This is a genomic window from Stutzerimonas stutzeri (genome assembly GCF_002890895.1).
In the GTDB taxonomy this organism is placed as follows: Bacteria; Pseudomonadota; Gammaproteobacteria; order Pseudomonadales; family Pseudomonadaceae; genus Stutzerimonas; species Stutzerimonas stutzeri_AB.
Window position 1 is genome coordinate 70858 of sequence record NZ_POUL01000009.1, and the last position, 25440, is coordinate 96297.

General features: G+C 61.6%; 25 protein-coding genes. 9 read left to right on the forward strand and 16 right to left on the reverse strand.

Annotation, left to right across the window (positions count from 1 at the left end; genetic code table 11):
* Positions 1 to 52: 52 nt before the first annotated feature.
* The 9 genes from CXK96_RS16255 to CXK96_RS16295 all read right to left on the reverse strand — a co-directional run bounded on the left by CXK96_RS16255 (position 53) and on the right by CXK96_RS16295 (position 9116).
* Positions 53 to 1210: a D-alanyl-D-alanine carboxypeptidase family protein gene (locus CXK96_RS16255; RefSeq protein ID WP_102837472.1), complete on the reverse strand. Its 1158-nt coding sequence runs from the start codon at positions 1208 to 1210 to the stop codon at positions 53 to 55.
* Between the two features lie 72 nt (positions 1211 to 1282).
* The gene (locus CXK96_RS16260; protein WP_102837473.1) at positions 1283 to 2266 is read right to left on the reverse strand and encodes a septal ring lytic transglycosylase RlpA family protein; all 984 of its coding nucleotides are present in this window, start codon (positions 2264 to 2266) and stop codon (positions 1283 to 1285) included.
* Positions 2263 to 3147, reverse strand: a complete 885-nt coding sequence (gene mltB, locus CXK96_RS16265; RefSeq protein ID WP_423835193.1) for a lytic murein transglycosylase B — start codon at positions 3145 to 3147, stop codon at positions 2263 to 2265. The genes CXK96_RS16260 and mltB overlap by 4 nt, the downstream gene beginning before the upstream one ends.
* A gap of 146 nt (positions 3148 to 3293) precedes the next feature.
* Positions 3294 to 4439: a rod shape-determining protein RodA gene (gene rodA / locus CXK96_RS16270; RefSeq protein WP_102837474.1), complete on the reverse strand. Its 1146-nt coding sequence runs from the start codon at positions 4437 to 4439 to the stop codon at positions 3294 to 3296.
* The gene (gene mrdA / locus CXK96_RS16275) at positions 4436 to 6325 is read right to left on the reverse strand and encodes a penicillin-binding protein 2 (RefSeq protein ID WP_102837475.1); all 1890 of its coding nucleotides are present in this window, start codon (positions 6323 to 6325) and stop codon (positions 4436 to 4438) included. Before mrdA ends, rodA begins: the two co-directional genes overlap by 4 nt.
* 17 nt (positions 6326 to 6342) lie before the next feature.
* Positions 6343 to 6810 carry a 23S rRNA (pseudouridine(1915)-N(3))-methyltransferase RlmH gene (gene rlmH, locus CXK96_RS16280; protein WP_102837476.1) on the reverse strand — a complete coding sequence of 156 codons (468 nt, stop codon included), beginning with the start codon at positions 6808 to 6810 and terminating at the stop codon, positions 6343 to 6345.
* A 7-nt stretch (positions 6811 to 6817) separates the two neighbouring features.
* Positions 6818 to 7177, reverse strand: coding sequence for a ribosome silencing factor (rsfS, locus tag CXK96_RS16285; protein WP_102837477.1), 360 nt, complete (start codon positions 7175 to 7177; stop codon positions 6818 to 6820).
* A gap of 14 nt (positions 7178 to 7191) precedes the next feature.
* Positions 7192 to 7851, reverse strand: a complete 660-nt coding sequence (nadD, locus tag CXK96_RS16290) for a nicotinate-nucleotide adenylyltransferase (RefSeq protein WP_102837478.1) — start codon at positions 7849 to 7851, stop codon at positions 7192 to 7194.
* Positions 7851 to 9116 (reverse strand): glutamate-5-semialdehyde dehydrogenase, encoded by a 1266-nt coding sequence (locus tag CXK96_RS16295; protein WP_102837563.1) that lies wholly within the window; start codon positions 9114 to 9116, stop codon positions 7851 to 7853. Before CXK96_RS16295 ends, nadD begins: the two co-directional genes overlap by 1 nt.
* A 245-nt stretch (positions 9117 to 9361) precedes the next feature.
* Between CXK96_RS16295 and CXK96_RS16300 the strand changes: the two genes are divergently transcribed.
* Positions 9362 to 10681, forward strand: coding sequence for a bifunctional DedA family/phosphatase PAP2 family protein (locus tag CXK96_RS16300; RefSeq protein WP_102837479.1), 1320 nt, complete (start codon positions 9362 to 9364; stop codon positions 10679 to 10681).
* Between the two features lie 23 nt (positions 10682 to 10704).
* Here CXK96_RS16300 and CXK96_RS16305 read toward each other — a convergent pair whose 3' ends face one another.
* From CXK96_RS16305 to CXK96_RS16315, 3 genes are read right to left on the reverse strand one after another with little or no spacing between them, the layout of a single operon-like run.
* Positions 10705 to 11295 carry an LON peptidase substrate-binding domain-containing protein gene (locus tag CXK96_RS16305; protein ID WP_102837480.1) on the reverse strand — a complete coding sequence of 197 codons (591 nt, stop codon included), beginning with the start codon at positions 11293 to 11295 and terminating at the stop codon, positions 10705 to 10707.
* A 9-nt stretch (positions 11296 to 11304) separates the two neighbouring features.
* Positions 11305 to 12015 carry an LrgB family protein gene (locus CXK96_RS16310; protein ID WP_180981539.1) on the reverse strand — a complete coding sequence of 237 codons (711 nt, stop codon included), beginning with the start codon at positions 12013 to 12015 and terminating at the stop codon, positions 11305 to 11307.
* 5 nt (positions 12016 to 12020) lie between these two features.
* Positions 12021 to 12383, reverse strand: coding sequence for a CidA/LrgA family protein (locus CXK96_RS16315; RefSeq protein ID WP_102837482.1), 363 nt, complete (start codon positions 12381 to 12383; stop codon positions 12021 to 12023).
* A 181-nt stretch (positions 12384 to 12564) separates the two neighbouring features.
* Between CXK96_RS16315 and CXK96_RS16320 the strand changes: the two genes are divergently transcribed.
* From CXK96_RS16320 to CXK96_RS16330, 3 genes are all read left to right on the forward strand, one after another.
* Entirely contained in the window at positions 12565 to 13020 is a 456-nt protein-coding gene (locus tag CXK96_RS16320) for a MaoC family dehydratase (RefSeq protein WP_102837483.1), read from the forward strand.
* A gap of 71 nt (positions 13021 to 13091) precedes the next feature.
* Entirely contained in the window at positions 13092 to 14771 is a 1680-nt protein-coding gene (locus CXK96_RS16325) for a C13 family peptidase (RefSeq protein WP_102837484.1), read from the forward strand.
* 20 nt (positions 14772 to 14791) lie between these two features.
* Complete coding sequence (locus CXK96_RS16330) at positions 14792 to 15433, forward strand: oxidoreductase (protein WP_102837485.1); 642 nt, start codon at positions 14792 to 14794, stop codon at positions 15431 to 15433.
* 74 nt (positions 15434 to 15507) lie between these two features.
* Here CXK96_RS16330 and orn read toward each other — a convergent pair whose 3' ends face one another.
* Positions 15508 to 16050: an oligoribonuclease gene (orn, locus tag CXK96_RS16335; RefSeq protein WP_102837486.1), complete on the reverse strand. Its 543-nt coding sequence runs from the start codon at positions 16048 to 16050 to the stop codon at positions 15508 to 15510.
* Positions 16051 to 16078: 28 nt separating this feature from the next.
* Positions 16079 to 16888 (reverse strand): trans-aconitate methyltransferase, encoded by an 810-nt coding sequence (locus tag CXK96_RS16340; RefSeq protein WP_102837487.1) that lies wholly within the window; start codon positions 16886 to 16888, stop codon positions 16079 to 16081.
* 128 nt (positions 16889 to 17016) lie between these two features.
* Here CXK96_RS16340 and rsgA point away from each other — a divergent pair, with 128 nt between their 5' ends.
* The gene (rsgA, locus tag CXK96_RS16345) at positions 17017 to 18048 is read left to right on the forward strand and encodes a small ribosomal subunit biogenesis GTPase RsgA (protein ID WP_102837488.1); all 1032 of its coding nucleotides are present in this window, start codon (positions 17017 to 17019) and stop codon (positions 18046 to 18048) included.
* 34 nt (positions 18049 to 18082) lie between these two features.
* Here rsgA and motB read toward each other — a convergent pair whose 3' ends face one another.
* Both motB and motA read right to left on the reverse strand, forming a co-directional pair.
* Complete coding sequence (gene motB, locus CXK96_RS16350; protein ID WP_102837489.1) at positions 18083 to 19111, reverse strand: flagellar motor protein MotB; 1029 nt, start codon at positions 19109 to 19111, stop codon at positions 18083 to 18085.
* Between the two features lie 8 nt (positions 19112 to 19119).
* Positions 19120 to 19971, reverse strand: coding sequence for a flagellar motor stator protein MotA (gene motA / locus CXK96_RS16355; RefSeq protein ID WP_102837490.1), 852 nt, complete (start codon positions 19969 to 19971; stop codon positions 19120 to 19122).
* 170 nt (positions 19972 to 20141) lie between these two features.
* Here motA and CXK96_RS16360 point away from each other — a divergent pair, with 170 nt between their 5' ends.
* From CXK96_RS16360 to CXK96_RS16375, 4 genes are all read left to right on the forward strand, one after another.
* Entirely contained in the window at positions 20142 to 21656 is a 1515-nt protein-coding gene (locus tag CXK96_RS16360; RefSeq protein WP_102837491.1) for an HDOD domain-containing protein, read from the forward strand.
* Between the two features lie 55 nt (positions 21657 to 21711).
* Positions 21712 to 22527: a rhodanese-like domain-containing protein gene (locus tag CXK96_RS16365; RefSeq protein WP_102837492.1), complete on the forward strand. Its 816-nt coding sequence runs from the start codon at positions 21712 to 21714 to the stop codon at positions 22525 to 22527.
* Between the two features lie 11 nt (positions 22528 to 22538).
* Positions 22539 to 23441, forward strand: a complete 903-nt coding sequence (asd, locus tag CXK96_RS16370; protein WP_102837493.1) for an archaetidylserine decarboxylase — start codon at positions 22539 to 22541, stop codon at positions 23439 to 23441.
* A gap of 153 nt (positions 23442 to 23594) precedes the next feature.
* Positions 23595 to 25418 carry a molecular chaperone gene (locus tag CXK96_RS16375; protein ID WP_102837494.1) on the forward strand — a complete coding sequence of 608 codons (1824 nt, stop codon included), beginning with the start codon at positions 23595 to 23597 and terminating at the stop codon, positions 25416 to 25418.
* The last annotated feature ends 22 nt before the right edge of the window (positions 25419 to 25440 follow it).

The window sequence follows — 25440 nt, forward strand, 5'->3', positions numbered from 1 at the left end:
TCATGATCCGCAAAGGGCGCGCCCGACGGACAGCCTGGGCGCGCTCAAGTGGTCAGTTGAAGAGATTGAAGAAGAACAGCTGAATGCTATCCCACAGACGACTGAACAGCCCACCTTCTTCCACGGTCTGCAGTGCAATCAGATCGGTGCTTTGCACCACCTGTCCATCGAGACTGACCTCAACCTTGCCAACCACATCACCCTGCTGGATTGGCGCCGTGAGTTCGGGATTGAAGGTCAGGCCGGCCTGCAACTTGTCCATCTGCCCGCGCGGCAGGGTCATGGTCAGATCACTGGCAAGCCCGGCGCTCACCTGGTCCTGCTGGCCCTTCCAGACACGGGACGTCGCTAGCTCAACGCCTTTCTGATAGAAGGTCCGGGTCTCGAAGAAGCGGAAGCCATAGGTCAGCAGCTTCTGCGTTTCGGCGGCACGCGCCTGCTCGCTATTGGTGCCGAAGACAGCGGTGATCAGACGCATGTCATCACGCACTGCAGAAGCTACCAGGCAGTAGCCAGCCTCTTCAGTGTGGCCGGTCTTAAGGCCGTCGACGGTTTTGTCACGCCACAGTAGAAGGTTGCGGTTTGGCTGCTTGATGTTGTTCCAGAAGAACTCCTTTTGCGCATAGATGCCGTAGTGCGCGGGATCCTCATGGATGATCGCGCGAGCCAGCTTGGCCATGTCGGCAGCGGACGAATAATGCTCTGGATGAGGCAGCCCGGTGGCATTCATGAAGTGCGTATTGCTCATGCCCAACCGCTGCGCTGTGCTGTTCATGAGGTCGGCGAAGGCCTCTTCGCTACCGGCGATATGCTCAGCCATCGCCACGCTGGCGTCGTTACCGGACTGGATAATGATGCCGTGCAGCAGATCGTCCACCGAAACCTGTGTATTGACCTGGATGAACATCCGCGAGCCGCCGGTGCGCCAGGCTTTTTCGCTGACGGTCACCATGTCGCTTTCGGAGATCTGACCCTTCTTGATTTCCAGGGTGGCGATGTAAGCCGTCATCAGCTTGGTCAAGCTGGCGGGCGGCAGGCGCTCATCCCCGGCATTCTCGACCAGAACCTTGCCGCTGGCAGCGTCCATCAGGACGTAGGATTTGGCCGCCAGCTGTGGCGGTGACGGAATGATCGGCTCGGCCCAGGCGGTGGGCGCTACGGCCAGCACGGTTAGGAGGAACAGCCGGTGCACGAAGGTGGTGATAGTCATTGCGCTCTCAGAAAGGTGGTGTGGCAAAAACGGTACAGGTCAGCGTGGTGTATCTATCAACGAGGTACAGCTTTAATCGCCGCTTACTCGCCGCGGGTTTCCCAGATTGGCAAGGCGAACGCTCTGTTCCAGCTGCGCAGCTTCATCGGGGGAATCAATGGGCCCCAGGCGTACCCGGTGCAAGATCTGCTGCTGATGGACAACCGAACTTACGAACACCGGCGCACCGGTCATGCTGCTGAGCTTGTCACGCAGCAACTGAGCGGCATCAGGGTTGGCGAACGCGCCGACCTGCAGGTAAACCCCCGCCCCAGATGCGTCACGCGCGGTGTCATTGGCAACCTCAACCGGCACGGTTGCGCCAGCATGCTGCGCCGGTGGCGGCGTGTATTGCTCGACAGGTTGCGCCAGCGCAGCAACTGAGGGCTTTGCAACCCTTTGAGGCTGGGCCAGTACCATAGGCGCTGGCCTGCCACGCTCGGCCCACCACTGCTCCGGATCGATGCCTTCAACCTTGACCCGAGCGGTCCCGGTTTCGGCATAGCCCAGCTTCTTCGCCGCAGCAAAAGACAGATCAATGATTCGATCCGAGTAGAACGGGCCGCGATCGTTGACTCGAAGCACCACGGCCTTGCCATTGTCGAGGTTGGTGACCCGAACATAACTGGGTAGCGGCAGCGTCTTATGCGCGGCACTCATACCATACAGATCGTACTTTTCGCCGTTGGCCGTTGGCTGCCCATGAAACTTGGTGCCGTACCAGGATGCCGTTCCGGTCGCCCGATAATTGCGTCCGTCACCAATCGGGTAATAAGTTTTGCCCAGCACAGTGTAGGGATTGGCCTTGAACGGGCCGTTGTGCGGTGTTGGCGTTGCGTCTGGAATGCTGGAAACGTCGACATCCCACCAGGGCGCGCCATCCTTGTGCGGCCGTGAGTAGTCACCCGGCCCGCTGATGCCTGCGCTTTTCGCGGGGGCCGGCGACGGTGTCGGCGCCGACGAACATCCGACTACCAGCACAGCGAAGGCCGCTACCGCCAGTAAACGAGCGGTCATTGCGCACCCCGCGCCTGGACCAGCTGCTCGGAGAGCTGATGGACAGCCATGGCGTACATGACGCTGCGGTTATAACGGGTGATGACATAGAAGTTGGGCAAGCCGACCCAGTACTCGTCGCCGTCGGCACCCTCCAGGCGAAAGGCCGTTACCGCAGTGTCGTCGGGCAGCTTCGTTTCGGCTGGCCACTGCCAACCCAGCTCGCGCAATTCTGCGGCATTCTTCACTGGCTCAAGTCCTTCGGTCAGACCTTCGCCATGTCGCTCACCGTTGACCGTAGCCCGCGCCACGACTGGCGCGCCGGCGGTCCAACCGTGCTGTTTGAAATAGTTGGCGGCGCTGCCGATAGCATCGACCGGGTTCTTCCAGATATCGATGCGACCGTCTGCATCGAAGTCCACCGCATAGGCGCGAAAGCTGCTCGGCATGAATTGCGGCAGCCCCATGGCACCGGCATAGGAACCGGTCAGCGTGAGAGGGTCGACTTGCTCTTCACGGGCCAGCAAGAGGAACTCTTTGAGCTGTTGGCGGAAGAATGGCTGGCGCGGCGGGTAGTCGAAGCCCAGGGTCGACAAAGCATCTATGACCCGGTAGTTGCCCGTGTTGCGACCGTAGAAGGTTTCAACGCCGATGATGGCGACGATCACCTGTGCCGGCACACCGAATTCCTGCTCGGCGCGCGCCAGCGTCGCCTCATTCTCGCGCCAGAAGTCCACGCCTTGGGCAATCCGCGAATCGGTCATGAAGATCGGTCGATATTCTTTCCACGCTTTGACGCGCTCGGCCGGTCGGGAGATGGCATCGAGGATCACCTGCTTGCGCTCCGCCTGCGCCAGCACTTCGGCCACCTGCTCACTGGCAAACCCGTAATCCTGAGTCATTTCGCGCACGAAATCGGCGACCTTTTCGCTCTGATAATCTGCCGCAAAAACCGCTGGAGAGTTTCCTAGCGCCGCGAAAAGACCCGCTCCGCAGAGCGCTCGTGTCAACCAGCCACGCCGTAATCGATCCAAGAAATTCACTCTATTCAAACCTGTGCGATCCACTTGCGATGGGTGTGGATCGACATCAAAACCCCGAACCCTGATAGCAGGGTTACCAATGAAGTGCCACCAAAACTGATGAAGGGCAACGGCACCCCTACCACCGGCAACAGACCACTGACCATGCCGATGTTGATGAATACGTAAACGAAGAAGGTCATCGTCAGCGCACCGGCCAGCAACTTGCCAAACAGCGTTTGCGCCTGAACGGTGATGACCAAACCACGCGCAATCAGTAGCAGGTACAGCAGCAGCAGCAGGCAAACGCCCACCAGGCCGAACTCTTCAGCCAGAACCGCAATGATAAAGTCCGTATGGCTTTCGGGCAAAAAATCCAGATGCGACTGAGTACCCAGCAACCAACCCTTGCCAAACACGCCGCCCGAACCAATCGCGGCCTTCGACTGGATGATGTTCCAGCCGGTTCCCAGCGGGTCGCTTTCCGGATCGAGGAATGTGTGCACGCGCTGTTTCTGGTAGTTGTGCAGCACGAAATACCACATGGCCACGGCAATCGGCACCAGCGCCGCGATCGCGCTCATGATCCAGCGCCAGCGCAACCCGGCGATGAACAACACGAAAGCACCCGAGACCAGTACCAGCAACGAAGTGCCAAGGTCCGGCTGCTTGAGGATCAACACGAAGGGCGTGAGGATCAGGCCCAGACTGACCATGGTGTGCTTGATACCCGGCGGCAAGGCGCGCGCGGACAGATACCAGGCGATGGTCATCGGCATGATGATCTTCATGAACTCGGACGGCTGGAAGCGAATCACCCCGGGGATACTGATCCAGCGGGTCGCCCCCATTGCGGTGTAGCCGACGAACTCCACAGCGACCAGCAATGCGACAACCGCCAGATAGCCCGCCGGCACCCAGCGCGCCATGAACCTTGGTTCCAACTGCGCTATGACCAGCATGGCGCCCAAGCCGAAGCCATAGGAAGTCGCCTGTTTGATCAGCAGATCAACATTCTTGCCGCCAGCGGAATAAAGAACGAACAGGCTTCCGGCCGCGAGCATCAGCAGCAATAGGAGCAGCACCCCGTCGATATGCATGCGCTGTAACAGTGACGCCCGGCGACGCATCACATCGGTCGTTGAAAGCGTGCGGTCAAACGTTCCGCTCACGGTTTGGGCCTCTCTGCCGTCAGGGGCGGGGCGTACTCGGCCTTCAACTCGCCCGCCTCGTTGAGCAGCCATGCATCCATGACCTGCTTGGCCACTGGCGCGGCTACGCCGGAGCCGGACTCGCCGTTCTCGACCATGACAGCCACAGCAATCTGCGGGTCATGCACAGGCGCGAAGGCGACGAACAAGGCGTGGTCGCGATGGCGTTCGGCGAGTTTGCCGCTGTCGTACTTTTCGCCCTGTTTGATGGCCACGACCTGCGCCGTACCGCTCTTGCCGGCGATGAGGTAGGCGGCGGTGTCGCCAACCTTCTTTGCCGTGCCACGGGCGCCGTGCAATACCTTCACCATTCCGTTGATGGAAGCGTCCCAGTAATCGGGGTCGCGAAGCTGAATGTCGGGCATCGGTTCAGGATCAACAGGTATTTCTCCTTCGATACTCTTCGCCAGGTGCGGCCTGATCCACTTACCGTGAGTCGCCATTAGCGCGGTCGCCTGGGCCAGCTGCAAGGGCGTGGCTTGCATGTAACCCTGACCGATGCCGAGGATGACTGTCTCGCCCGGATACCAGGCCTGCCGGTAACGGCCACGCTTCCAGTCTCGCGATGGCATCAGGCCGGCAGTTTCCTCGAACATGTCCAGCGCCACGCGTTGGCCGAGACCGAAGCGGCTCATGTAGTCATGCATGCGGTCGATGCCCATCTTGTGGGCGAGGTCGTAAAAATAGGTGTCATTGGACCGCATGATCGCGGTTTCCAGATCTACCCAGCCGTCGCCGCCGCGATTCCAGTTCCGGTACTTGTGCTTGACGTTGGGCAGCTGAAAGAAGCCGGGGTCGAACACGCGACTGTTCTCGGTCACCACACCGGCATCCAGGCCAGCCACCGCCATCATCGGTTTGATCGTCGATCCCGGCGGGTAGAGCCCGCGCAGGACACGGTTGAACAGTGGGCGATCTATGGAATCGCGAAGCGCGCCATACGCCTTGAAACTGATTCCAGTGACGAACAGATTGGGGTCGAAGCTAGGCTGACTGACCATCGCCAGCACCTCGCCAGTCTTTGGCTGCAATGCGACCACCGCACCTCGGCGGCCTGCCAGCGCAACCTCGGCGGCTTGCTGCAGTTCAAGATCGAGGGTCAGCATCAGGTCCTTGCCAGGGATCGGATCGGTGCGCTTGAGCACCCGTAACACCCGCCCACGCGCGTTGGTTTCGACCTCCTCGTAACCCACCTGCCCGTGCAGCGAGTCCTCGTAGAAGCGCTCGATGCCAGTCTTGCCAATGTGGTGGGTACCGCTGTAGTTAACCGGATCGAGCTGCTTGAGCTCGGCCTCGTTGATCCGACCGACATATCCGACCGAATGAGCGAAGTGCTCGCCCTCTGGATAATGCCGCACCAGCTGGGCTGCGACCTCAACCCCCGGCAGACGGAACTGATCGACGGCAATCCGCGCAATCTGCTCTTCCGACAGTTCGTACATGATCGGCACCGGCTCGAACGGCCTGCGCCCCTGCAGCACCCGCTTTTCGAACAATTCGCGCTCTTCACTCGAGAGCGCCAGCACTTCGACCACCGTGTCCAGGGTCTCGCGCCAGTTTCCAGCGCGCTCGCGCGTCACCGTCAGGCTGAAGCTTGGCCGGTTATCGGCGATGATCTTGCCGTTGCGATCAAAAATCAGGCCCCGATTGGGCGGAATGGGCTGCACATGGACCCGGTTGTTCTCCGAAAGCGTCGAATGGTGCTGGTACTGCACCACTTGCAGGTAATACAAGCGCGCAATCAACACGCCGATCAGCAGCAATACGATTGCCCCGCCCACAAAAACGCGACTACGCACCAAACGGGCGTCTTTTTCGTGGTCCTTGAGGGGAATCGGCTGGGACATCTTCGGTTTTGGCTGAACTACTTGTGGTAAGGGTGACCTGACAGCAACGTCCAGGCCCGATAGATCTGTTCGCCGATGAGAATACGAACCAGCGGGTGGGGCAACGTCAGCGGTGACAACGACCAGCGTTGTTCGCTGCGTGCGCACACCTCAGGGGCCAGCCCTTCCGGCCCGCCCACCATGAGATTGACGTTGCGCGCATCGAGCCGCCAACGCTCCAGCTCACCAGCCAGCTGCTCAGTGCTCCAGGGTCGCCCCGTCACTTCAAGCGTGACGATGCGCTCGCCGGGTTGCACCTTCGCCAGCATGGCCTCGCCTTCCTGACGAATCAACCGCGCCACGTCGGCATTCTTGCCGCGAGTGTTGAGGGATGTTTCATGCAGCTCCAACGGCAGCTCAGACGGCAGACGCTTGGCATACTCATGCCAACCGTCCTCCACCCAGCGCGGCATCTTCGAGCCCACCGCAATCAGCTTGATCCGCACGGATCGGCTATTCCTGCTCGCCCGCGTGCTGCGCGCGGCTCTGCTCAGCACCCTGCCAGAGGCGCTCGAGGTCATAGAACTGACGAGTAGGCACTTGCATCACATGCACCACGACATCGCCCAGGTCGAGCAGAGCCCACTCACCGCCGTCCAGACCTTCGCTGCCCAGAGGGCGCACGCCTTGCTCCTTGACCTTCTCGAGCACGTTTTCGGCCAGTGATTTCACGTGACGGCTGGAGGTGCCGCTGGCGATCACCATGAAGTCGGTAACGCTGGTCTTGCCGCGGACATCGATGGTCGTGATGTCAGCGCCTTTCAGATCTTCCAGGGCGCTAACGGCCAGCTGGGCCAAAGAATCATTTTGCATAATGTGAAACAACCTCAGTTCGACGCCCGGTACAGTCCGTGCGCGTTGATATAAGCCAGTACGGCGTCCGGTACGAGAAAGCGTACAGACCGGCCGCTGGCCAGAAAATGACGAATACGTGTTGCCGACACTCCTAGCGGCGCCTGCCAGACGAAAGCAATTTGCCCACTGCTGCCGGCAATGGTCAGCGGGTCGTTCACGCTGCGAGCCGCCAGCAGATCCCGCAGCGCTTCCGGCGCTTCGCTGTCGGCATCCGGCCGTTGCATGACCAGAATATGGCAATGCTCGAGCAGCTCATCCCAGCGATGCCAAGTAGGAAGTCCGCAGAAGGCATCCCAACCCACAATGAGAAAAATCTGATCATCATCGTTCAGCTCGGCACGCAAGGACTCCAGCGTGTCGAGGGTGTAGGACGGCTTGTCACGTTCCAATTCGCGCGCATCGACTTTCAGCGGAGGCAAGTCCTGCACCGCCAGTCGAACCATGGTCAAGCGATCCTGCGCGGAGCTGTTTGGCGCCTCACGGTGCGGCGGACGAAAGTTGGGGACCAGACGAACCTCATCAAGCCCAACCATTTCGGACACTTCCAGAGCGCCGCGCAAATGCCCGATATGCACCGGGTCAAAGGTGCCACCGAGCAGGCCAATGCGCCGAGGGGTGCCGGTCTCCCTCATCAAGTACGCACGTGGCCGTCGCCGAATACCACGTACTTCTCACTGGTCAGGCCTTCCAGGCCGACCGGACCGCGGGCGTGCAGTTTGTCGGTGGAAATGCCGATCTCAGCCCCTAGCCCGTACTCGAAACCGTCGGCAAAGCGAGTGGAGGCGTTGATCATCACCGACGCCGAATCGACCTCAGTAATAAAGCGCCGCGCATCGGTGAAGTTTTCCGTGACGATCGCGTCGGTATGCTGCGAGCCGTAGCGGTTGATGTGCTGGATGGCTTCATCCAGAGAATCGACGATACGGATCGACAGGATCGGCGCGTTGTATTCGGTGGACCAGTCCTCTTCGCTGGCAGCCAACACGTGGCTACCCAGCAGTTCACGGGTCCGTGGGCAGCCACGCAGTTCAACGCCCTTTTTGCAATAGATTGCCGCCAGCGGTGGCAGCACTCGGGTAGCGATGGACGCGTGGACCAGAAGGGTTTCCATGGTGTTGCATGGCGCATAGCGCTGGGTCTTGGCGTTGTCGGCGATGCGGATGGCCTTGTCGACGTCGGCCGCCTGATCGATGAACACGTGGCAGATGCCGTCCAGATGCTTGATCACCGGCACCTTGGCGTCTCGGCTGATGCGCTCGATCAGCCCCTTGCCACCGCGCGGCACGATCACATCCACGTAATCCGGCATGGTGATCAACGCCCCAACGGCGGCGCGGTCGGTGGTCTCGACAACCTGCACCGCCGCAGCTGGCAGCTCGGCCTCGGCCAGGCCCAGCTGAATGCAGCGAGCGATGGCCTGGTTCGAATGAATCGCTTCGGAGCCGCCACGCAAAATTGTGGCATTGCCTGACTTGAGACACAGGCTGGCCGCATCGATGGTCACATTGGGCCGCGACTCGTAGATGATGCCAACCACGCCTAGCGGCACGCGCATCTTGCCAACCTGAATGCCGGATGGCAGGTAGCGCATGTCGCGGATCTCACCGATGGGGTCAGGCAGGCTCGCAACCTGGCGCAGCCCCTCGATCATGTCGTCGATACGCGCCGGCGTTAGCGCCAGACGATCAAGCATCGCCTCGTCCAGACCATTGGCACGCCCGGCCTCGAGGTCTTCACGATTGGCACGGACCAGCTCCTCGCGCGCCGCATCAAGCGCGGTGGCGGCGGCCTGCAAGGCACGGTTCTTCTGCGCCGTGGTGGCACGCGCTAGTACGCGCGACGCCTCGCGCGCGGCGCGACCGAGGCGGGTCATGTAGTCGAGTACGGACTCGGTCATGGTCTGGCTGGCCTGATCGAAGGGAAAGCGGCTGATTATAGCGACCCACACGCCTCGCGCACAGCGGCGCCGGGCGAATGGCTAAAAAGCCTCTGACTGCAGGTTACGCACAACCCAGCGGGCCGTTCGTAACCACCAGCGTCGGCAACCGCAGGAGGCTATCGCCAGCGCTATCATGATCAGGCGTTTGAAACCCGGGCGCCAGATGCCGGGTCGAAGCGTCTCGAACCAAGGAAAAAAGACCCATGCCGGAATGGCTCACCGCACTCTCCAGTTGGCTGGCTGAAAACCCTCAGTGGCTTGGCCTTAGCCTGTTTGTCGTCGCCTGTCTCGAATGCCTCGCCGTTGTGGGCTTGCTGATGCCCGGTACGGTGTTGGTATTCGCCATCGCGGTAGTTGCCGGAAGCGGCGTACTCAGTCTCGGCGAGACATTGCTTTTGGGTTATGCCGGCGGACTGCTCGGCGATCTGCTGTCGTACGGGCTGGGACGACGCTACCACCAGAATATTCGCAGCATCCGCGGCCTGCGCGACCATCCGGAATGGCTGAATAGCGCCGAGGAGTACTTCGAGCGTTACGGCATCGCCAGCCTTCTTGTTGGACGCTTCATCGGCCCGCTGCGGCCCATGCTGCCGGTAACCGCTGGCATGCTCGATATGCCGTTCGGGCGTTTTCTCTTGGTCAGCCTGGTCGCCGCGGCCGGCTGGTCGATGGCTTATCTGCTGCCCGGCTGGGCAGCGGGAGCCGCCGTGCGACTGCCTTTACCGGAGGGTTTCTGGAGCGAGGCCGGCTTCGTCACCGCCGCGTTGCTCCTGCTCGTCGGCGGCGTAGTGCATGGCAGCCTGCATCAGATGCGCTGGGTTACTCCGCTTGCGGCTGGCCTCAGCGCCGCCGTTCTGATCGGCCTGTTTATCGGCTGGCCCTACCTGGTGGAATTTGACGAAGGGCTGATGACGGTCGTTCAGGGTGAGCGCAGCCCGATATTCGACCGTTTCATGGTGGTCGTCACACGAGCCGGTGATTTCCACACCCAGCTGTGGGCGGCCGTATTGCTGAGCCTGTTGCTGATCGTCACCAAGCAGCTGCGCGCGGCAGCATTCGCCATTCTCACGCTGCTGGGCACCGCACTGGCCAACGGCGCGCTTAAAGCCACATTCGGCAGGATCCGGCCGGAAATCCTGCTGGAACCTCTGCACAGTTACAGCTTCCCCAGCGGTCATAGCTCGGCAGCCTTTGCCTTCTTTCTCACGCTGGGAGTTCTCGCCGGTCGCGGACAGCCGCCGCGCCTGCGTCTGGCCTGGGTGCTATTGGGCGCACTGCCGGCGACCGCAATCGCACTGTCGCGGGTTTACCTGGGTGTTCACTGGCCAACCGACGTCATCGCCGGCGCGGTGCTGGCGGCGAGCATTTGCGCCGCCAGCCTGGCCCTTGTTCAATGGCGCGCCCCGATGACGGCACTGTCGCCGAAGATATGGTGGCTGATCCTGCCGGCCACGCTGGGACTGATCGGGGCCTTTGCGATCTGGGCATTGCCAGGCGCCATGCTGCTGTATCGCTATCAGTAGCATCCAGCGACCGGGCGTCGTTGCTATTCGGTTGAATCGCCCTGCAACTGCTCCAGCCAGCGCTGGATGGACTGCAACTGCAGTTCAGGATCGTCCAGCTGCAACAAGTCGAGTTTCTGATCAGGCCGAAACGGCAACAGGTAGGCCAACTGGTGTGCCAGCGATCGCTGACCCTGAGCAGCACTGCCCATCCCCAGCGCCTCGACCATCGGGTGGCGACCGAGCGCCTCCAGCAACAGCGCCAGCTCGAGATGCTCATCGTCCAAGGGCGGATCGCCGCCTTCATCACGCCAGGTGACTTCGGCAACGGTCAGCTGATCGCGCTGCACTTCGGCCGACAGCACATCAAAGCGACGACCGCCTTCGACGCGAATCCCCAGCAACCCATTAGGCCGCTGCTGCCAGTCTCGAATCAGCGCTTCACAACCAGTCAGGGCATATTCGGCCGGCGCCAGCCCCACCTCGCTGCCCTCGATGAGGCGCACCACACCGAAGCCATGCCCGGCCTTCAGACAGCTGCTGACCATGTCCAGATAGCGCGCCTCAAAAAGCTGCAAATCGAGGGTGCACCCCGGAAACAACACGGTATCGAGCGGAAACAACGGTAGCTTCATTCAGCCTCCTTACGACAGCATCAGCACGGTCAAGGGCAACAGCACCGCGGTCATCACACCCATCAGGCTCATCGCCAGCGCCGCAAAGGCGCCGCACTCATCGCCCTCCTGCAGCGCCTGGGCGGTTCCCACCGCGTGCGCTGTGAGACCCAGCGCCATGCCGCGGGCGGCAGGATGCTGAACGCCAAAGCGGCGCAACAGTTCCGGACCAATGATCGCACCGATGATGCCGGTGATCATCACGAAGACGGCGGCCAGCGCCACCACGCCACCGATCTGCTCGGCCACCAGCATGGCGATAGGCGAGGTAACTGACTTGGGCGCCAGGGTCATCAGGATCATCTGGTCGGCACCAAAAGCCCAGGCCAGCACCATCCCCAGCGCCGTGGCGCCGATGCCAGCCAGTAGCAGGGTAAGCATGATCGGCCCGAACAGTTCGCGGATCCTTCGTAGATTCAGATACAACGGCACGGCAAGCGCCACCGTAGTCGGCCCGAGGAGCACGGTCAGCATCTGGGCGCTGTCGCGATATTCCTCATAGCTCAGGCCGCAAAGCACAAGCGTACCGACCACCACCACCATCGACACCAGCACTGGCTGCAGAAATACCCAGCGTGTTTTTTCGTAAGCCGCATAGGCCACCTGGAATGCTGCCAAGGTGATCGCCACGCCAAACAAGGGGTGATGGATTACCGCCTCCCAGGCCGCCTGCCACTGCATGGCGATCATGCGCGACCTGCCTTGCGTTGCTGACGGCGAATCAGCGTCTGCATCAGCCAGCCAGTAAACACCAGTGACACCACCAGCGAGAGCACCAGCACGCCAACGATGGCCCAGAAATCCTCGAGAATCGCCCCGGTGTAGGCCATCACGCCCACGGCGGGCGGCACCAGCAACAGGGGCAGATAACGCAACAGACTACTCGCAGCGACCTGCAGCGATTCGCTCGCCTGGCCACGAGCCAACAACGCCATGAACAGCAACAGCAAGCCAATGATGGGCCCCGGCAACATCGGCAGCACCATTACGTTGAGCGCAGTGCCAAGCAATTGAAACAACAGCAGCCAGGTTAGTCCGCGTAGCAGCATGGAAGCCTCCAGAGCAAAGGAGCGCAATTATAAGCATCTCGCCACCGCGACACGCGGCGCAGCTTCCGATCAGCCTATGGCGCGCCATTCGCACCAACCATGCTTGGTTGATTCGCCCTCGGCTGCGTGCTGATCTAGCGTTGCGCCACATCCGAACAAAACAACAAACGCCGGAGGATATATGCCGCAAGTACCCGTAGCAGAACTCAAGGATTACATTGGCAAAGAGCTAGGCCGCTCCGAATGGTTCACCGTCGATCAGCGGCGAGTCGATCAGTTCGCCGACTGCACCGGTGATCACCAGTTCATCCATATAGACCCGGAAAAGGCCGCGCAGACCCCGTTCGGCGGGACCATCGCGCACGGCTTCCTCTCGCTGTCGCTACTGCCGATGTTGATGGACGAACTGATGATCCGTCCCGAAGGGACCAAGATGGGCGTCAACTACGGGCTCGACAGCCTGCGCTTTATCCAGCCGGTGAGGGTGGGCTCGCGGGTTCGAGTAGCAGCGACGCTGCTCGACGCTTACGAGAAGAACCCGGGCCAGTGGCTCCTGAAATCGCGTGCCGTGATGGAAATCGAGGGTGTAGAGAAGCCTGCTTACATTGCCGAGACCCTGGCACTCTGCGTTGTCTGACCAAATGGGCGCAGTTGTCGCACCCCGCTGAGTTTGCGGCATACTGCAGCGTCGCCCCTCTGGATAGCCGCATGCGCCACCTCGCTCCAGCTCTGCTCGCCTGCTTTCTGACCGCTTGCGGTGATGGCGAACCGTTAATGCCCGCCGACGCCGTGCTGCCCGATGGCGGCCGCTACCGGGGCGAGGTGATCGATGGGCTATTGCAGGGCGAGGGGCGTATCGACTACCCCAACGGCAGCCATTACATCGGATCTTTCAGGGACGGGCAGTGGCATGGCCAGGGTGTCTGGCGAGGCGCTAATGGCGATCGCTACGAAGGCGCGTTCAAACAGGGATTATTCGATGGCCAGGGTCGCTTCAGCTACGCCAGTGGAGGCGTTTATGAGGGGCATTTCGAACGAGGAAGCCTCAACGGCAAGGGCCGCTACAACGAGCCCGGACTGAGCTACGAGGGGGATTTCAAGGATGGCCTCTACCACGGCACTGGCAAGCTGCAGGAGGCAGAGGGCTCCAACTATGAGGGTGCGCTTGCCAGTGGCCAGCCCAATGGCGAGGGCACCCGCAGCGACCCAAGCGGCGTATTCAGCGGCACCTTCACCGACGGCCGACTCAGCGGCGAGGGTCTTTACCGCGGCAACGACGGTGAGCATTACCTGGGCCAGTTCGAGGATGACCTCTTCCATGGCCAGGGCCGCTACGAAGACGCTGCCGGCAACGTTTGGAAAGGCGAGTTTAAAAACGGCGAACTCAGCGGCAGCGGTGAATATGTCGGCATTGACGGCACGCGCTACGGCGGACACTTCAAGCGCTGGCAGTACCACGGCGAAGGTGACCTGCAACAGCCTGGTGGTGGCCGCTACAGTGGCCGTTTTCGCGAAGGTCAGTTCAATGGAGTTGGCACGCTTCTCCTCGCGGACGGCACTCAAAGGAGCGGCACCTGGCGGGCCGGTCATCTGATTGAGAACGTTCAAGGCAAGCGCCTCGCCGACCCGCTGGAGCTAGGCCTGCTGCGCCAGGGAGCGCTGCTGGCGGACGCCCTTGATGCGGTGCCGGCCTCCACTCCGGCAGTCGAACTCTACGGCCTGACCCTTGCCGGCGATGGCCAGCAGAGCGTGTTTATGCGTGAGGTCGACTATGTCGACAACTTCTTGGCCGAACGCTTCGCCGCCCGCGGTCAGATAAGCCTCGTCAACCACCGCGACCACCTTGCAGACCGGCCACTGGCGACGCGCGAAAACCTCAAGCGCGCAATTGCCCGCCTGGCCGAGCGCAGCGGCCCGGAAGACCTGATCTTCATCTACTTGACCAGTCACGGCTCGGCCGACCACCAGCTGGTACTGGCCCAGCCCCGATTGGCCCTGGAAGATTTGCCCGCCGAGGACCTGGCCGCGCTGATGCAGCCACTCGCCGACCGCAACAAGATCCTAGTCATCTCGGCCTGCTATTCCGGCGGTTTTATCGAGCCGCTGAAGAGCCCCAATACACTCGTGATTACCGCAGCTCGCGCCGACCGAGTGTCCTTTGGCTGTTCCGAGGAAAGCGACTTTACCTACTTCGGCCGCGCCCTCTTCGCCGAGGCCTTGCAGGAAACTTCGGATATTGTGCAGGCATTCACGCTGGCACAGGCGAAGGTTGCCGAACGGGAGCAAGCCGACCACTATCAAGCTTCGGAGCCGCAAATATGGGCGCCCGAGCAGGTTGTCGAACACTGGCGGAAGCTGAGCAATCGGCAGCCAGTGCCATCTGACTGATCGTTACAGGAAGCCAAACCATGTATTTGACGCCACAGCGTATTTTGCTTGCCGGCGCCACCGGGCTAACCGGCGAGCACCTGCTCGACCGCCTGCTCAACGAACCCACCGTGGAGTGCGTGCTCGCTCCCAGCCGCAAGCAGCTGGCCGGGCATCCGCGGCTCGAGAACCCGATCGGGCCGTTGCAGGCGCTACTGCCGCAGCTGTCGGGCAGTATCGACACCGCGTTCTGCTGCCTGGGCAGCACACTGAAGGACGCCGGAAGCCAGGAAGCCTTCCGCGCCATCGATCATGATCTGGTTGTCGCCTTCGCCAAACGCGCCCGAGAACTGGGCGCACGGCATCTGCTGGTCGTCAGCTCACTGGGCGCCGACCCCGCCAGTTCGATTTTCTACTGCCGCGTCAAGGGCGAAATGGAGCAAGCGCTACGCGCCCAGGACTGGCCGCAATTGACCATCGTGCGCCCATCGCAGCTGCTGGGGCCGCGCATGCAGGTCCGCCCGGTCGAACGCCTTACCGCCCCGCTCTCTTATCTGCTGCCAGGCAAATACCGCGGCATCTCGGCCTGCATTCTGGCGCGCGCGCTCTGGCGCCTGGCGCTGGAAGAAGCCGAAGGCACGCGGGTGATCGAGTCGGACGAGCTGCGCAAATTGGGGCGGTAACCGGTTACAGGCTGCGTCCATGCACACGCAGTCTGTAACCAGAGTGCTCCTACCTCGCCCACCCTGCAATGTGATCAGTACTTGATGAAGTGCTCGCGATAATGGCGCAGCTCGGCGATGGACTCACGGATGTCATCCAGCGCCAGATGCGTGCCACCCTTCTTGAAGCCAGCCAGCACTTCCGGTGCCCAGCGTGCCGCTAGTTCTTTGAGCGTCGAAACGTCCAGGTTGCGGTAGTGGAAGTAGGCTTCCAGGCGAGGCATGCGGCGGTAGAGAAAACGCCGATCCTGACAGATGCTGTTGCCACAGATAGGCGACTTGCCCTTGGGCACCCATTGTTCAAGAAACGCCAGTGTCTGGGCTTCGGCTTCCTCGTTAGAAACCTGGCTGTCGCGCACCCGCTGAGTCAGGCCGGAGCCACCGTGCTGGCGCGTATTCCACTCGTCCATACCGGCGAGGATTTCATCGTTCTGATGGATGGCGATGACCGGCCCCTCGGCCAGCACATTGAGCTGACTGTCGGTAACGATGGTTGCCATCTCGATGATGACGTCGTTGTCCGGATCCAGGCCGGTCATTTCCAGGTCGATCCATATGAGATTCTGCGGGTTCTGCATGGTGAGCTCCTTGGCTTTGGCGCGCAGTTTAGCCGCTCGCGGAGTGGCCGTCAGGTTGTGCGGCCGCCCCGGGCCGCCAGATGAACAGACGTGAATGCCGCCAGTCATCGATGGCGAGGATTTCCTGTGGCTCAACGTCAGGCACCTCGAAACTGTTGCTGATCAACAGCGAGCCTGGGTTCATCTCCACGCGGGCCTTATCCCACAGCGCCGGCATGGGTGCCGGCGATAGAAAGCAATAGACCACATCGTAGTCAGCCAGCGGCTCGCGCCAAAAACTGCGGAAACGGACCCGGCAGTTGCGCTGGAACAGGCAGCGCAACCAGCACAACGCAAAAGTGAGCGGCGCCGTCTCGACACCGACGAAGTGTGCCGACGGGTACTGCCGTGCCAGCCGCAGCAGGGTGCCGCCGAGTCCACTGCCCAGATCGATAAAGCGGAACCCGTCAGGTAAAGCGGCTAGCCGACATGCCAGGCACTGCTCGGCTGCCGAACCGGTGAGGTACAACGGCACCCTTTCCGTCAGGGCGTTCCAGTTCAACATCAGCAAGACCAGAAAGCCGAGCAGCAGCAACCAGGGCGGCAACGCATGATCCTGTAACAGCACCAATCCGGGGACGAAGCCAAGATTGATTGACAGCCACCAGCGCGACAATCCGAGGCGCTGACCGATCACTGCAGCAACCGCACCTTGCACACAGGCTGCCCCTAAAAGGCTGAGATGCCAGCCAAGCATTCGTGCCAATGCAAGCAGCAACAGCCAACAGAGCAGCAGCGACAGCAGTTGACTGAGAAGCGCCAGCAAGGCGGGATAACGGGTAAATGAGGAGACAGGCATGGGCGCTCGCCGCCAGAGGTAGATACTGGCTAGTCTACCGGCCGGAAGCCCAGCAAAAACAGGCCCACAGCGTGTACTCACGGGCATGTTAGACTCGCCCTCTTTTCATACCTGGGCACCGCACACAAATGGCCAAACGCCAACTCAACCGCCGGCAAAGCTGGCGCATCGAGAAGATCCAGGAAGAACGCGCCACTCGCGCAGCGCGCCGTGAATCGCGTGCTGTGAAAGAACTCGAGGGCGGCGATCTCGGCCCGGAACAAACCGGCCTGGTCATCGCCCACTTCGGCGTGCAGGTCGAAGTCGAGGCTCAGGAAGGCGAGCACTGTGGTCAGGTCTTCCGCTGCCACCTGCGGGCAAACCTGCCAGCACTGGTAACTGGCGATCGAGTGGTCTGGCGGCCGGGCAACCAGGGCATCGGTGTCATCGTCGCGCAACTGCCGCGCCAGTCCGAACTCTGCCGACCCGACACGCGCGGTCAGCTCAAGCCGGTGGCGGCCAACGTCGACCTGATCGTTATCGTCTTTGCCCCACTGCCCGAACCCCACGCCAATCTCATCGACCGCTACCTGATTGCCGCCGAGCACGCCGGCATCACGCCGCTGTTGCTGCTGAACAAGGCCGATCTGATCGACGCACAAAACGAAGGCGCGTTGAACTCGTTGTTAGGGGTCTATCGTCAGCTAGGCTATCCACTGATGGAGGTTTCAGCACACGGCGGCGCAGGCATGGAGGCATTGCAGGCGCGACTCGACGGGCACGTCAGCGTATTTGTCGGCCAGTCCGGGGTGGGCAAGTCGTCGCTGGTCAATAGCCTGTTGCCCGGTGTCGACACCCGGGTGGGCGCGCTGTCAGAAATGACCGGCAAGGGCACGCACACCACCACGACCGCACGACTGTTTCATTTCCCTGGCGGTGGCGAGCTGATCGACTCTCCAGGCATCCGTGAATTCGGCCTGGGCCACGTAAGCCGCTTTGACGTCGAGGCCGGTTTCATCGAGTTCCAGGAGCTGCTGGGGCACTGTCGCTTCCGCGACTGCAAGCATGACCGCGAGCCAGGCTGCGCCCTGCTCAAAGCACTGGAGGAGGGCCAGATCCAGCCACAGCGCATGGCCAGCTACCGACATATCATCAGCGGCCTGACAGAAGCCGACTACTGACGAGCGCCAAACAGAAGCGGTTGAGATGCCCGGCTCAGTTCCCGCCGGGCTGATCGAACTGCAGCACGCCGTCCTCGAATATGTTCAGCCGCTCGCGCAACTGCGGCGCTTGCAGCGGGTCAGGTGGCGCAGCCGAGGGCGCCGGCCCGTTGCCTGCTGATGTGGCTGCTGAGTCTGCGCTTTTCCCCGTCGCGTCCGACTGCTCGCCCTCGATGTCGCGCTGCGCCTTTCTGGTCAGCACCAGAATATCGATGCGGCGGTTGACGGGGTTCAGCGGGTTCTCCCGATCGAACAAGGCCGAAGAGGCATAGCCCACCACCCGAGCAATCTGCTCATCCGGATAGCCACCGGCAACCAGCGTGCGCCGAGCCGCGTTGGCGCGCCCGGCCGACAACTCCCAGTTACCGAACTCGCCGCGCCCGGAATAAGGCTTGGCATCGGTGTGGCCGCTGATGCTGATCTTGTTCGGCACCCCACGGATGGTGTCGGCCATGGCCAACAGAATATCCTCGAAGTACGGCTGCAATTGGGCACTGCCGAGGGCGAACATTGGACGGTTGGCCGCATCCATGATCTGGATACGCAAACCGTCCTGTGTGATTTCAAAGAGGATCTGATCCTTGAAGCGTGTCAGCTCCGGATTTTCGTCAACCTTGTTCTGCAGCTCCTGAAGCAACAGGTCGAGACGTTCACGCTCCAACTGCTCGGCAAAGGTTTCCGCCTGCGCTGCATCCATCGCCGATTCGCTCTGGCCCTGGCTTTGGCTCTGCTGCATGGCAGGGTCGACGACGTCGTTTAGCGTACGGTCCGGCGCAGGCGTTGGCGTACCGCCCAGATCTATCACATGCGGACTGGCGCTTTCGGTGAAGCCAATCGGGTCCTGGAAATAGCCCGAAATCGCACGCTTCTGTTCAGGCGTGGCCGAGGACATCAGCCACATCACCAGAAAGAACGCCATCATGGCGGTCGCAAAGTCGGCGAAGGCAATCTTCCAGGCGCCACCGTGGTGGCCCGCGGCGACCTTCTTGACCCGCTTGACGATGATTGGTTGGGTATTGTCCATGATTGCGCTTAGCTACCACGCATCGCTTGTTCAAGCTCAGCGAAACTTGGACGGTGCGCCGGCAGCAGCACCTTGCGGCCAAACTCCACCGCCAGTGTCGGCGGCATGCCGGACGCCGAGGCCACCAGGGTCGCCTTGATGCCCTCGTACAGATTCAGTTCTTCCTTGGCGTCGTGCTCGAGCGCCGCCGCCAGCGGGCCGAAGAAGCCGTAGGACGCCAGAATACCGAGGAAGGTACCTACCAGGGCCGTACCAACCTTTTCACCGATCTCCGCGTTGGTTGCCGAAGCGAGCACCGACATGGTGATCACGATACCCAGTACCGCAGCCACGATCCCCATCGCGGGCAAGCCGTCTGCAATCTTCGCCACGGCGTGAGACGGATGCTCAAGTTCTTCCTTGAGGCCGTTGAGCTCCATGTCGAACAGGCCTTCCAGCTCATGCGGGGCCATGTTGCCGGAAGACATGATGCGCAAGTAGTCACAGACGAAGGCTGTCATCCGTTCGTCCTTCAGGATCGCCGGGTACTTGCTGAAAATCGGACTGGCTGCCGGATCTTCCAGGTCGGCTTCGATGGCCATCATGCCCTCGCGGCGACTCTTGTTGAGGATCTCGTAGAGCATCCCCAGCACTTCCAGGTAGTACTTGTGCGTAAAGCGATTGCCAAACATCTGCAGCGATTTCTTGAACACGATTTTGGTCGTGCTGCCAGGGTTGGCCTGCAGAAAGCCGCCAAGTGCGGCACCACCGATGATCATTACCTCGAACGGGTGAATGAGTGCGGCGACTTTGCCGCCGGACAGAATGAAACCGCCAAGGACGCTGGCGATTACCACGATGATGCCGATTATTTTTGCCATAGGTAGGTACGTCTAAAACCTGATCTCAGGGCACCTGAAACAAGCCGCGCGATGTCGCACGAGCTCGATTGGGGTCAGGCGGAAGGGCAGATGAAAAGAATTGTTCTGGTTATCGGAACTTTTGCGCCAGACTAAAGGCCATCCCGATGAAATGCTAGTTCGGCGGCGCCATGACTACGACACCACTCCCCCGCACGCTTGAAGCCTGGCTCAAGACGTTGGACGCCGTTGTCCTGCCGGCGGCTGCCGGTCCCTATGCCCGAGTGCAACGGGCATTGGGCGACAGCAGCCTTTCCATGCGCGAGATTTCAGATCTCATCCAGGAAAGCCCGGTCCTCGCACTTACCGTGATCCGCGAAGCAAACCGCAGCGCGGCATCAACCAGCAAACCGGCCGAGAGCCTTGAGGTTGCGCTGAGCCGCATCGGCTTGAAGCGCGCCGAAGCCCTGTTCGCGAAAGTGCCCGCCGCGCAGCCAACCGATATTCCAGCGCCATTGCGGCAGTTGATGTTGATCAGCAGTCACGCCAGCCAGCAGGCAAACGGGTTGTTCGCCTCACGCCTCGCGCGGCTCTGGCAGGAGATCCACTGGAGCAGTCTGCTGTTTCTGTCGCCGGCATGGGCACTTGTCGCCGCGCACCCGCAGTTGCTGGAAGACTGGGAGCAGCGCGTTCTGGTCAAGCGCGAGCCCGCTCGCCAGGTCGAGCAGTCATTGCTCGGCGTCTCCTTGCTCGAGCTCTGCATTGCCACCGCCGAGCATTGGGGGCTGCCCGGCTGGATTGCCCAAGGCTACCGGCTCCTCAACGAACACCGGCGGATGCTGATCAAGGCACTGCATATCGCTCGCGATAATGAACACCCCTTGCACCAGCAACAAATGCTCGACGCCGACCCCTCGCTGCGCCGCTGGCTCACCTTGCCGAGCAACACCATTGTGCTCGCCAACGGCCTGGCGCTGTCGGCGCACCACAGCTGGAGCGGCATTCACAGCCTGCGCTGGCAGCGGCTCGCCGGGCTCTACCTTCAGGTCCCGCTCGCCGAATTGCAGCAAATGGCGCATCAGCAGGCGGTGGCCAGCGCCCGCGTGATCGGCCCAACCGAACTGTGGCATCCGGCCCAGGGCCTGCTCTGGCCATGGAAAAGCCTATTCCAGGTGGAAAAAACCGCGAAACTGCCAGACACCGAAACCCTGGCCCAGTGGCGCGAGCACTGCCGCGAGCTGCTCAGCGTTCCCTGCCCATTCGACAATGTGCTGCAACTCACTACGACGGCCTGCAAGGCACTGACGTGCGCGGGCATGGAACGCGTACTGTTGCTGATGGTAGATCGCAAGCAGCAACGCCTGGTCGGCCAACAAGCCAGCGGACTGCCGAGCGAGGCCACCCGCCTGACACTTGAACCCGAGCAAAGCCAAGTGTTGCGCAGACTGCTGGAAAAACCGGCTCTACTGAGACTGAAGCCGGATAACCTTGCCCAATTCACCGCGCTGTTACCCGGCGCACTCAAAGCACTGTTCCCCAGCGAACACGTCCTGTTGCGCTCAGTCGGCTTGGACGATCGTGTGGTGATGCTGCTGGTGGTAGATCAGAACAACACGGCATTCAGCGAGATGGGGTTGCAGGCCTTCACCAAGACGGCCCAGTGCATCGAGCGCGCCCTGGCGACGTTCAGCAAACGCGTCCGTTGATTCGTCCGTTGATTTTTTCGCTAGACTGCCCCTTTCCATCCGCTTGAGGCTTGCCGTGTCCGCCTTTTCCACCCTGCCGCTGGTAATCGAACCCGCCGATCTGGCCGAGCGCCTGAATGCCCCGGAGCTGATTCTGGTCGACCTGACCAGCGCGGCCCGCTACGCCGAAGGGCACCTGCCTGGCGCACGCTTCGTCGACCCCAAGCAGACTCAGCTCGGTCAACCGCCAGCGCCGGGACAACTGCCCGGAAAGCCTCAGCTGGAAGCGCTGTTTGGAGCACTGGGTCATCGTGACGACGCCGTCTACGTGGTCTACGACGACGAAGGGGGTGGCTGGGCCGGCCGCTTCATCTGGCTGCTCGACGTTATCGGCCATCCCCACTACCACTATCTGAACGGCGGCCTGCACGCCTGGCTGGCAGAGCAGCGCCCCCTCTCGCAGGACAGCCCTGCCGCTGCGGGCGGACCGGTTCCACTGCAGCTCGACGAAGCCCCTAGCGCGACCCGTGAGTATCTCGAAAGCCGGCTCGGTGCTTCCGACCTGGTCATCTGGGATGCGCGTTCGCCTGAGGAATACCGTGGCGAGAAAGCACTCGCAGCACGCGCGGGGCACATCCCCGGCGCCGTCAACTTCGAGTGGACCGCAGCCATGGACCCGGCACGTGCGATGCGCATCCGCGAAGACATCGCTGAACGGCTGGAAGCGCTCGGCATTACCGCCGACAAGGAAATTGTCACCCACTGCCAGACGCACCACCGCTCCGGCTTCACCTACCTGCTGGCCAAGGCCTTGGGCTATCCGCGGGTCAAGGGATACCCTGGCTCCTGGGGCGAATGGGGCAACCTACCCGATACCCCGATCCAGCAATGAAAAGGTCATCCATGAAAGATCGCTTGTTTGTATTCATCCAGCACCTGCTGCCACATCACCTTATTTCGCGCCTCGCCGGCTGCCTCTCCGAGTGCCGCCTGCCCTGGGTGAAAAACAGCTTCATCAAGGCCTTCATTCGTCATTTCGACGTGCCGATGCACGAAGCGCAGATCGAAGAGCCGACTGCCTTCGAACATTTCAATGCCTTCTTTACCAGGGCGCTGAAAGACGGCGCCCGCCCGCTCGACCCGACCCCCGGCGCGGTCCTCAACCCCTGTGACGGCGCCATCAGCCAGCTGGGCAAGATCGAGCAAGGGCGAATCTTTCAAGCCAAGGGTTACAGCTACAGCGTGATGGAACTGCTTGGCGGCGACCATCAACGTGCCGCGCCCTTCATGGGTGGAGATTTCGCCACCGTTTACCTGTCGCCGAAGGACTACCATCGTGTGCATATGCCTTTGGCGGGCACCCTGAGGGAAATGGTGTACGTCCCGGGCCGCATCTTCTCGGTGAACACCGTCACGGCTGAAGGGGTCCCGGAGTTGTTCGCTCGCAACGAGCGGGTGGTCTGCCTGTTCGATACCGAACACGGACCGATGGCCATGGTGCTGGTGGGCGCAATGATCGTCGCCAGCATCGAGACCGTCTGGGCCGGACTGGTAACGCCGCCCAAACGCACGCTCAAGACCTTTCACTACGACGAAGCAGCGCGCGGGCCCATACGCCTGGAGAAGGGCGCCGAAATGGGCCGCTTCAAGCTCGGCTCCACCGTTATTCTGCTGTTTGGAGCGGACCGGATTGCCTGGTCCGAGCAGCTGTCGGCACTGACACCGGTCCGCATGGGAGAAGCGCTTGGACAAGCCAAGCCGGCGAGCGACATTGCGCTAACGCCCTCTGACTCTCCTCAGCTCTGACACCCGCCAATGGTCGGCTAGCGCTGGCCAATTGCTGCTGGTTCGCTATGATTGACCATAACGATTGCATATTGACATTACGGCGTGACGAGCACCCAAAGCCCACCATCGCCGTTGGTGGTACGCCTGCAGGCATGCCACGGAGTTCATCGCTTGGATAATCAGAGCCAGCCATTATTGTTGCGCGTGCCGACGCCGGATTGTCAGGAGCTATCCTTCTGCGAGGCCAGCGTGCGCGGCGTCAGACGCTGGCTTTCCGGCCTGCCCAAGGCGAACCTTGGGGAGACTGCGCGACAGCTGTATCAGGCCATGCGCGAGATCAATCAGTTTCGTACAACGGCGGCGAACAGACTGCAGCTGCTCGAGTTGCTGCGGCCAGAAATCCATTTCGTCTGCCGGGAACTGGAACGCTACTTCATCAACCAGCCCATCGTGCTCGGCGAGCGACCGCGAAAGGTGGCGAGCCTTTGCCAGGCACTGCACAACCACCTCGCCATCGGTTACAAGCTGATCTCCGCCGAGCTGGCCCCACAGACTGGGCGTGACCGCCTGCAGCTGCTCACCATTGCCCTGCAGCGTGCTATCCGCAGCCTCAGCACCATGCTCGTGCGCTCTACACAGCTCTACAGTCCAACTCCTGAAGGCCTGTGGCTGGAGCTGCATCAGCTGTACGCGTTGGCCGTTACGCACGGCGTACACCGCACCATCGTTAATGACGACCTGTGCTACAGGGTCCCAGGCCTCAGCGCGGAACAAAGCTATATCGTTGCGCTGATGCTGGGCAGCGCACGCTGCAACCAGATGCGTCAGCAAGGTATTGGTCAACTCGCGCAACTGCTCGAACCCTGGAGTGCCCTGGTCCATCTGCAGGCCGGGCTGGGCCCGACCAGCCTGTTCGGCGTATCCCCGCGTATCGATGGTCCACCGCGCTACAGATCGATGTATCCAGCCAGTGCCCGCGCCGATCTGCTCGGCATCGATCCACATGGTCTGGTCAAAGCCATCCAGTCACACCTGCAGTCGCCCGCAGAGGCCCCTGAGCACAAAGCCCTCGCCATCCCGGAAGGGCTGAACCCGGACCTGTTGCAACATCTGGTTGCCGCCTGGGGCGACATTTCCGAGCGCAGCTTTCAACGTGCGCCGACACAGGGCGCGATGACCCTGTGCATCGGCATGAGCGCATTGCACTACTACCTAGCAGACCAACGCCCCTTCGGCGAGCTGCTGAAACGTCCTGACGCGACTCGCTCCGCTGTATTCAAACTGAACAATGCCGCACCTGACGTCTGGTCCGTGGCGTTCGACGCCCAAGTCGTGGAGGAAGAGCGACTGCCCGAGGAGGACCATATTGAGTTCGTGCGTCCTGTTACCGCATCGACCAAGATGATTGAGGAAGGCGACGCCGCACAACCTGCAGCCGAGAACCTGTTTCCAACATTCGAAGTGCAACGGGTCGACCAGAGCCCTGGTGGTTACTGCCTGTCCTGGCCGGGCGAGGTCCCCGCGCAACTTCAGGCAGGCGAGCTGCTCGGCCTGCAGGACACCGCCAGCAAAACCTGGAGCGTCGCAGTGGTGCGCTGGGTCCGCCAAGTCCGCGGCAGCGGACCGCAGATGGGGGTTGAGCTCATCGCGCCTCAGGCACAGCCCTGCGGGCTTCGCTTGCTACGCAAGACTGATCAGGGCAGCGAATACCTGCGCGCCCTGCTACTACCGGAAATCAGCGTGATCTCGCGCCCAGCTACGCTGATCGTTCCGCGCCTGCCCTTCCAAGAAGGCCAGAAGGTGCAGATCAACCAGAACGGTGACGAGCACCGCGCAATGCTGTGTTGTCGGCAAGCGGGCACCAGCAGCTATAACCAGTTCGAGTATCAATTGCTGGGCCTCACCGCTTCCGCTCAGGAGACGCCGATCACAGCGCGGGGCACCCAGGCGACTTCACGGGGCGAAGATTTTGACTCACTCTGGAACACGCTGTAGATTGCCGATCACCGTTTTTTAG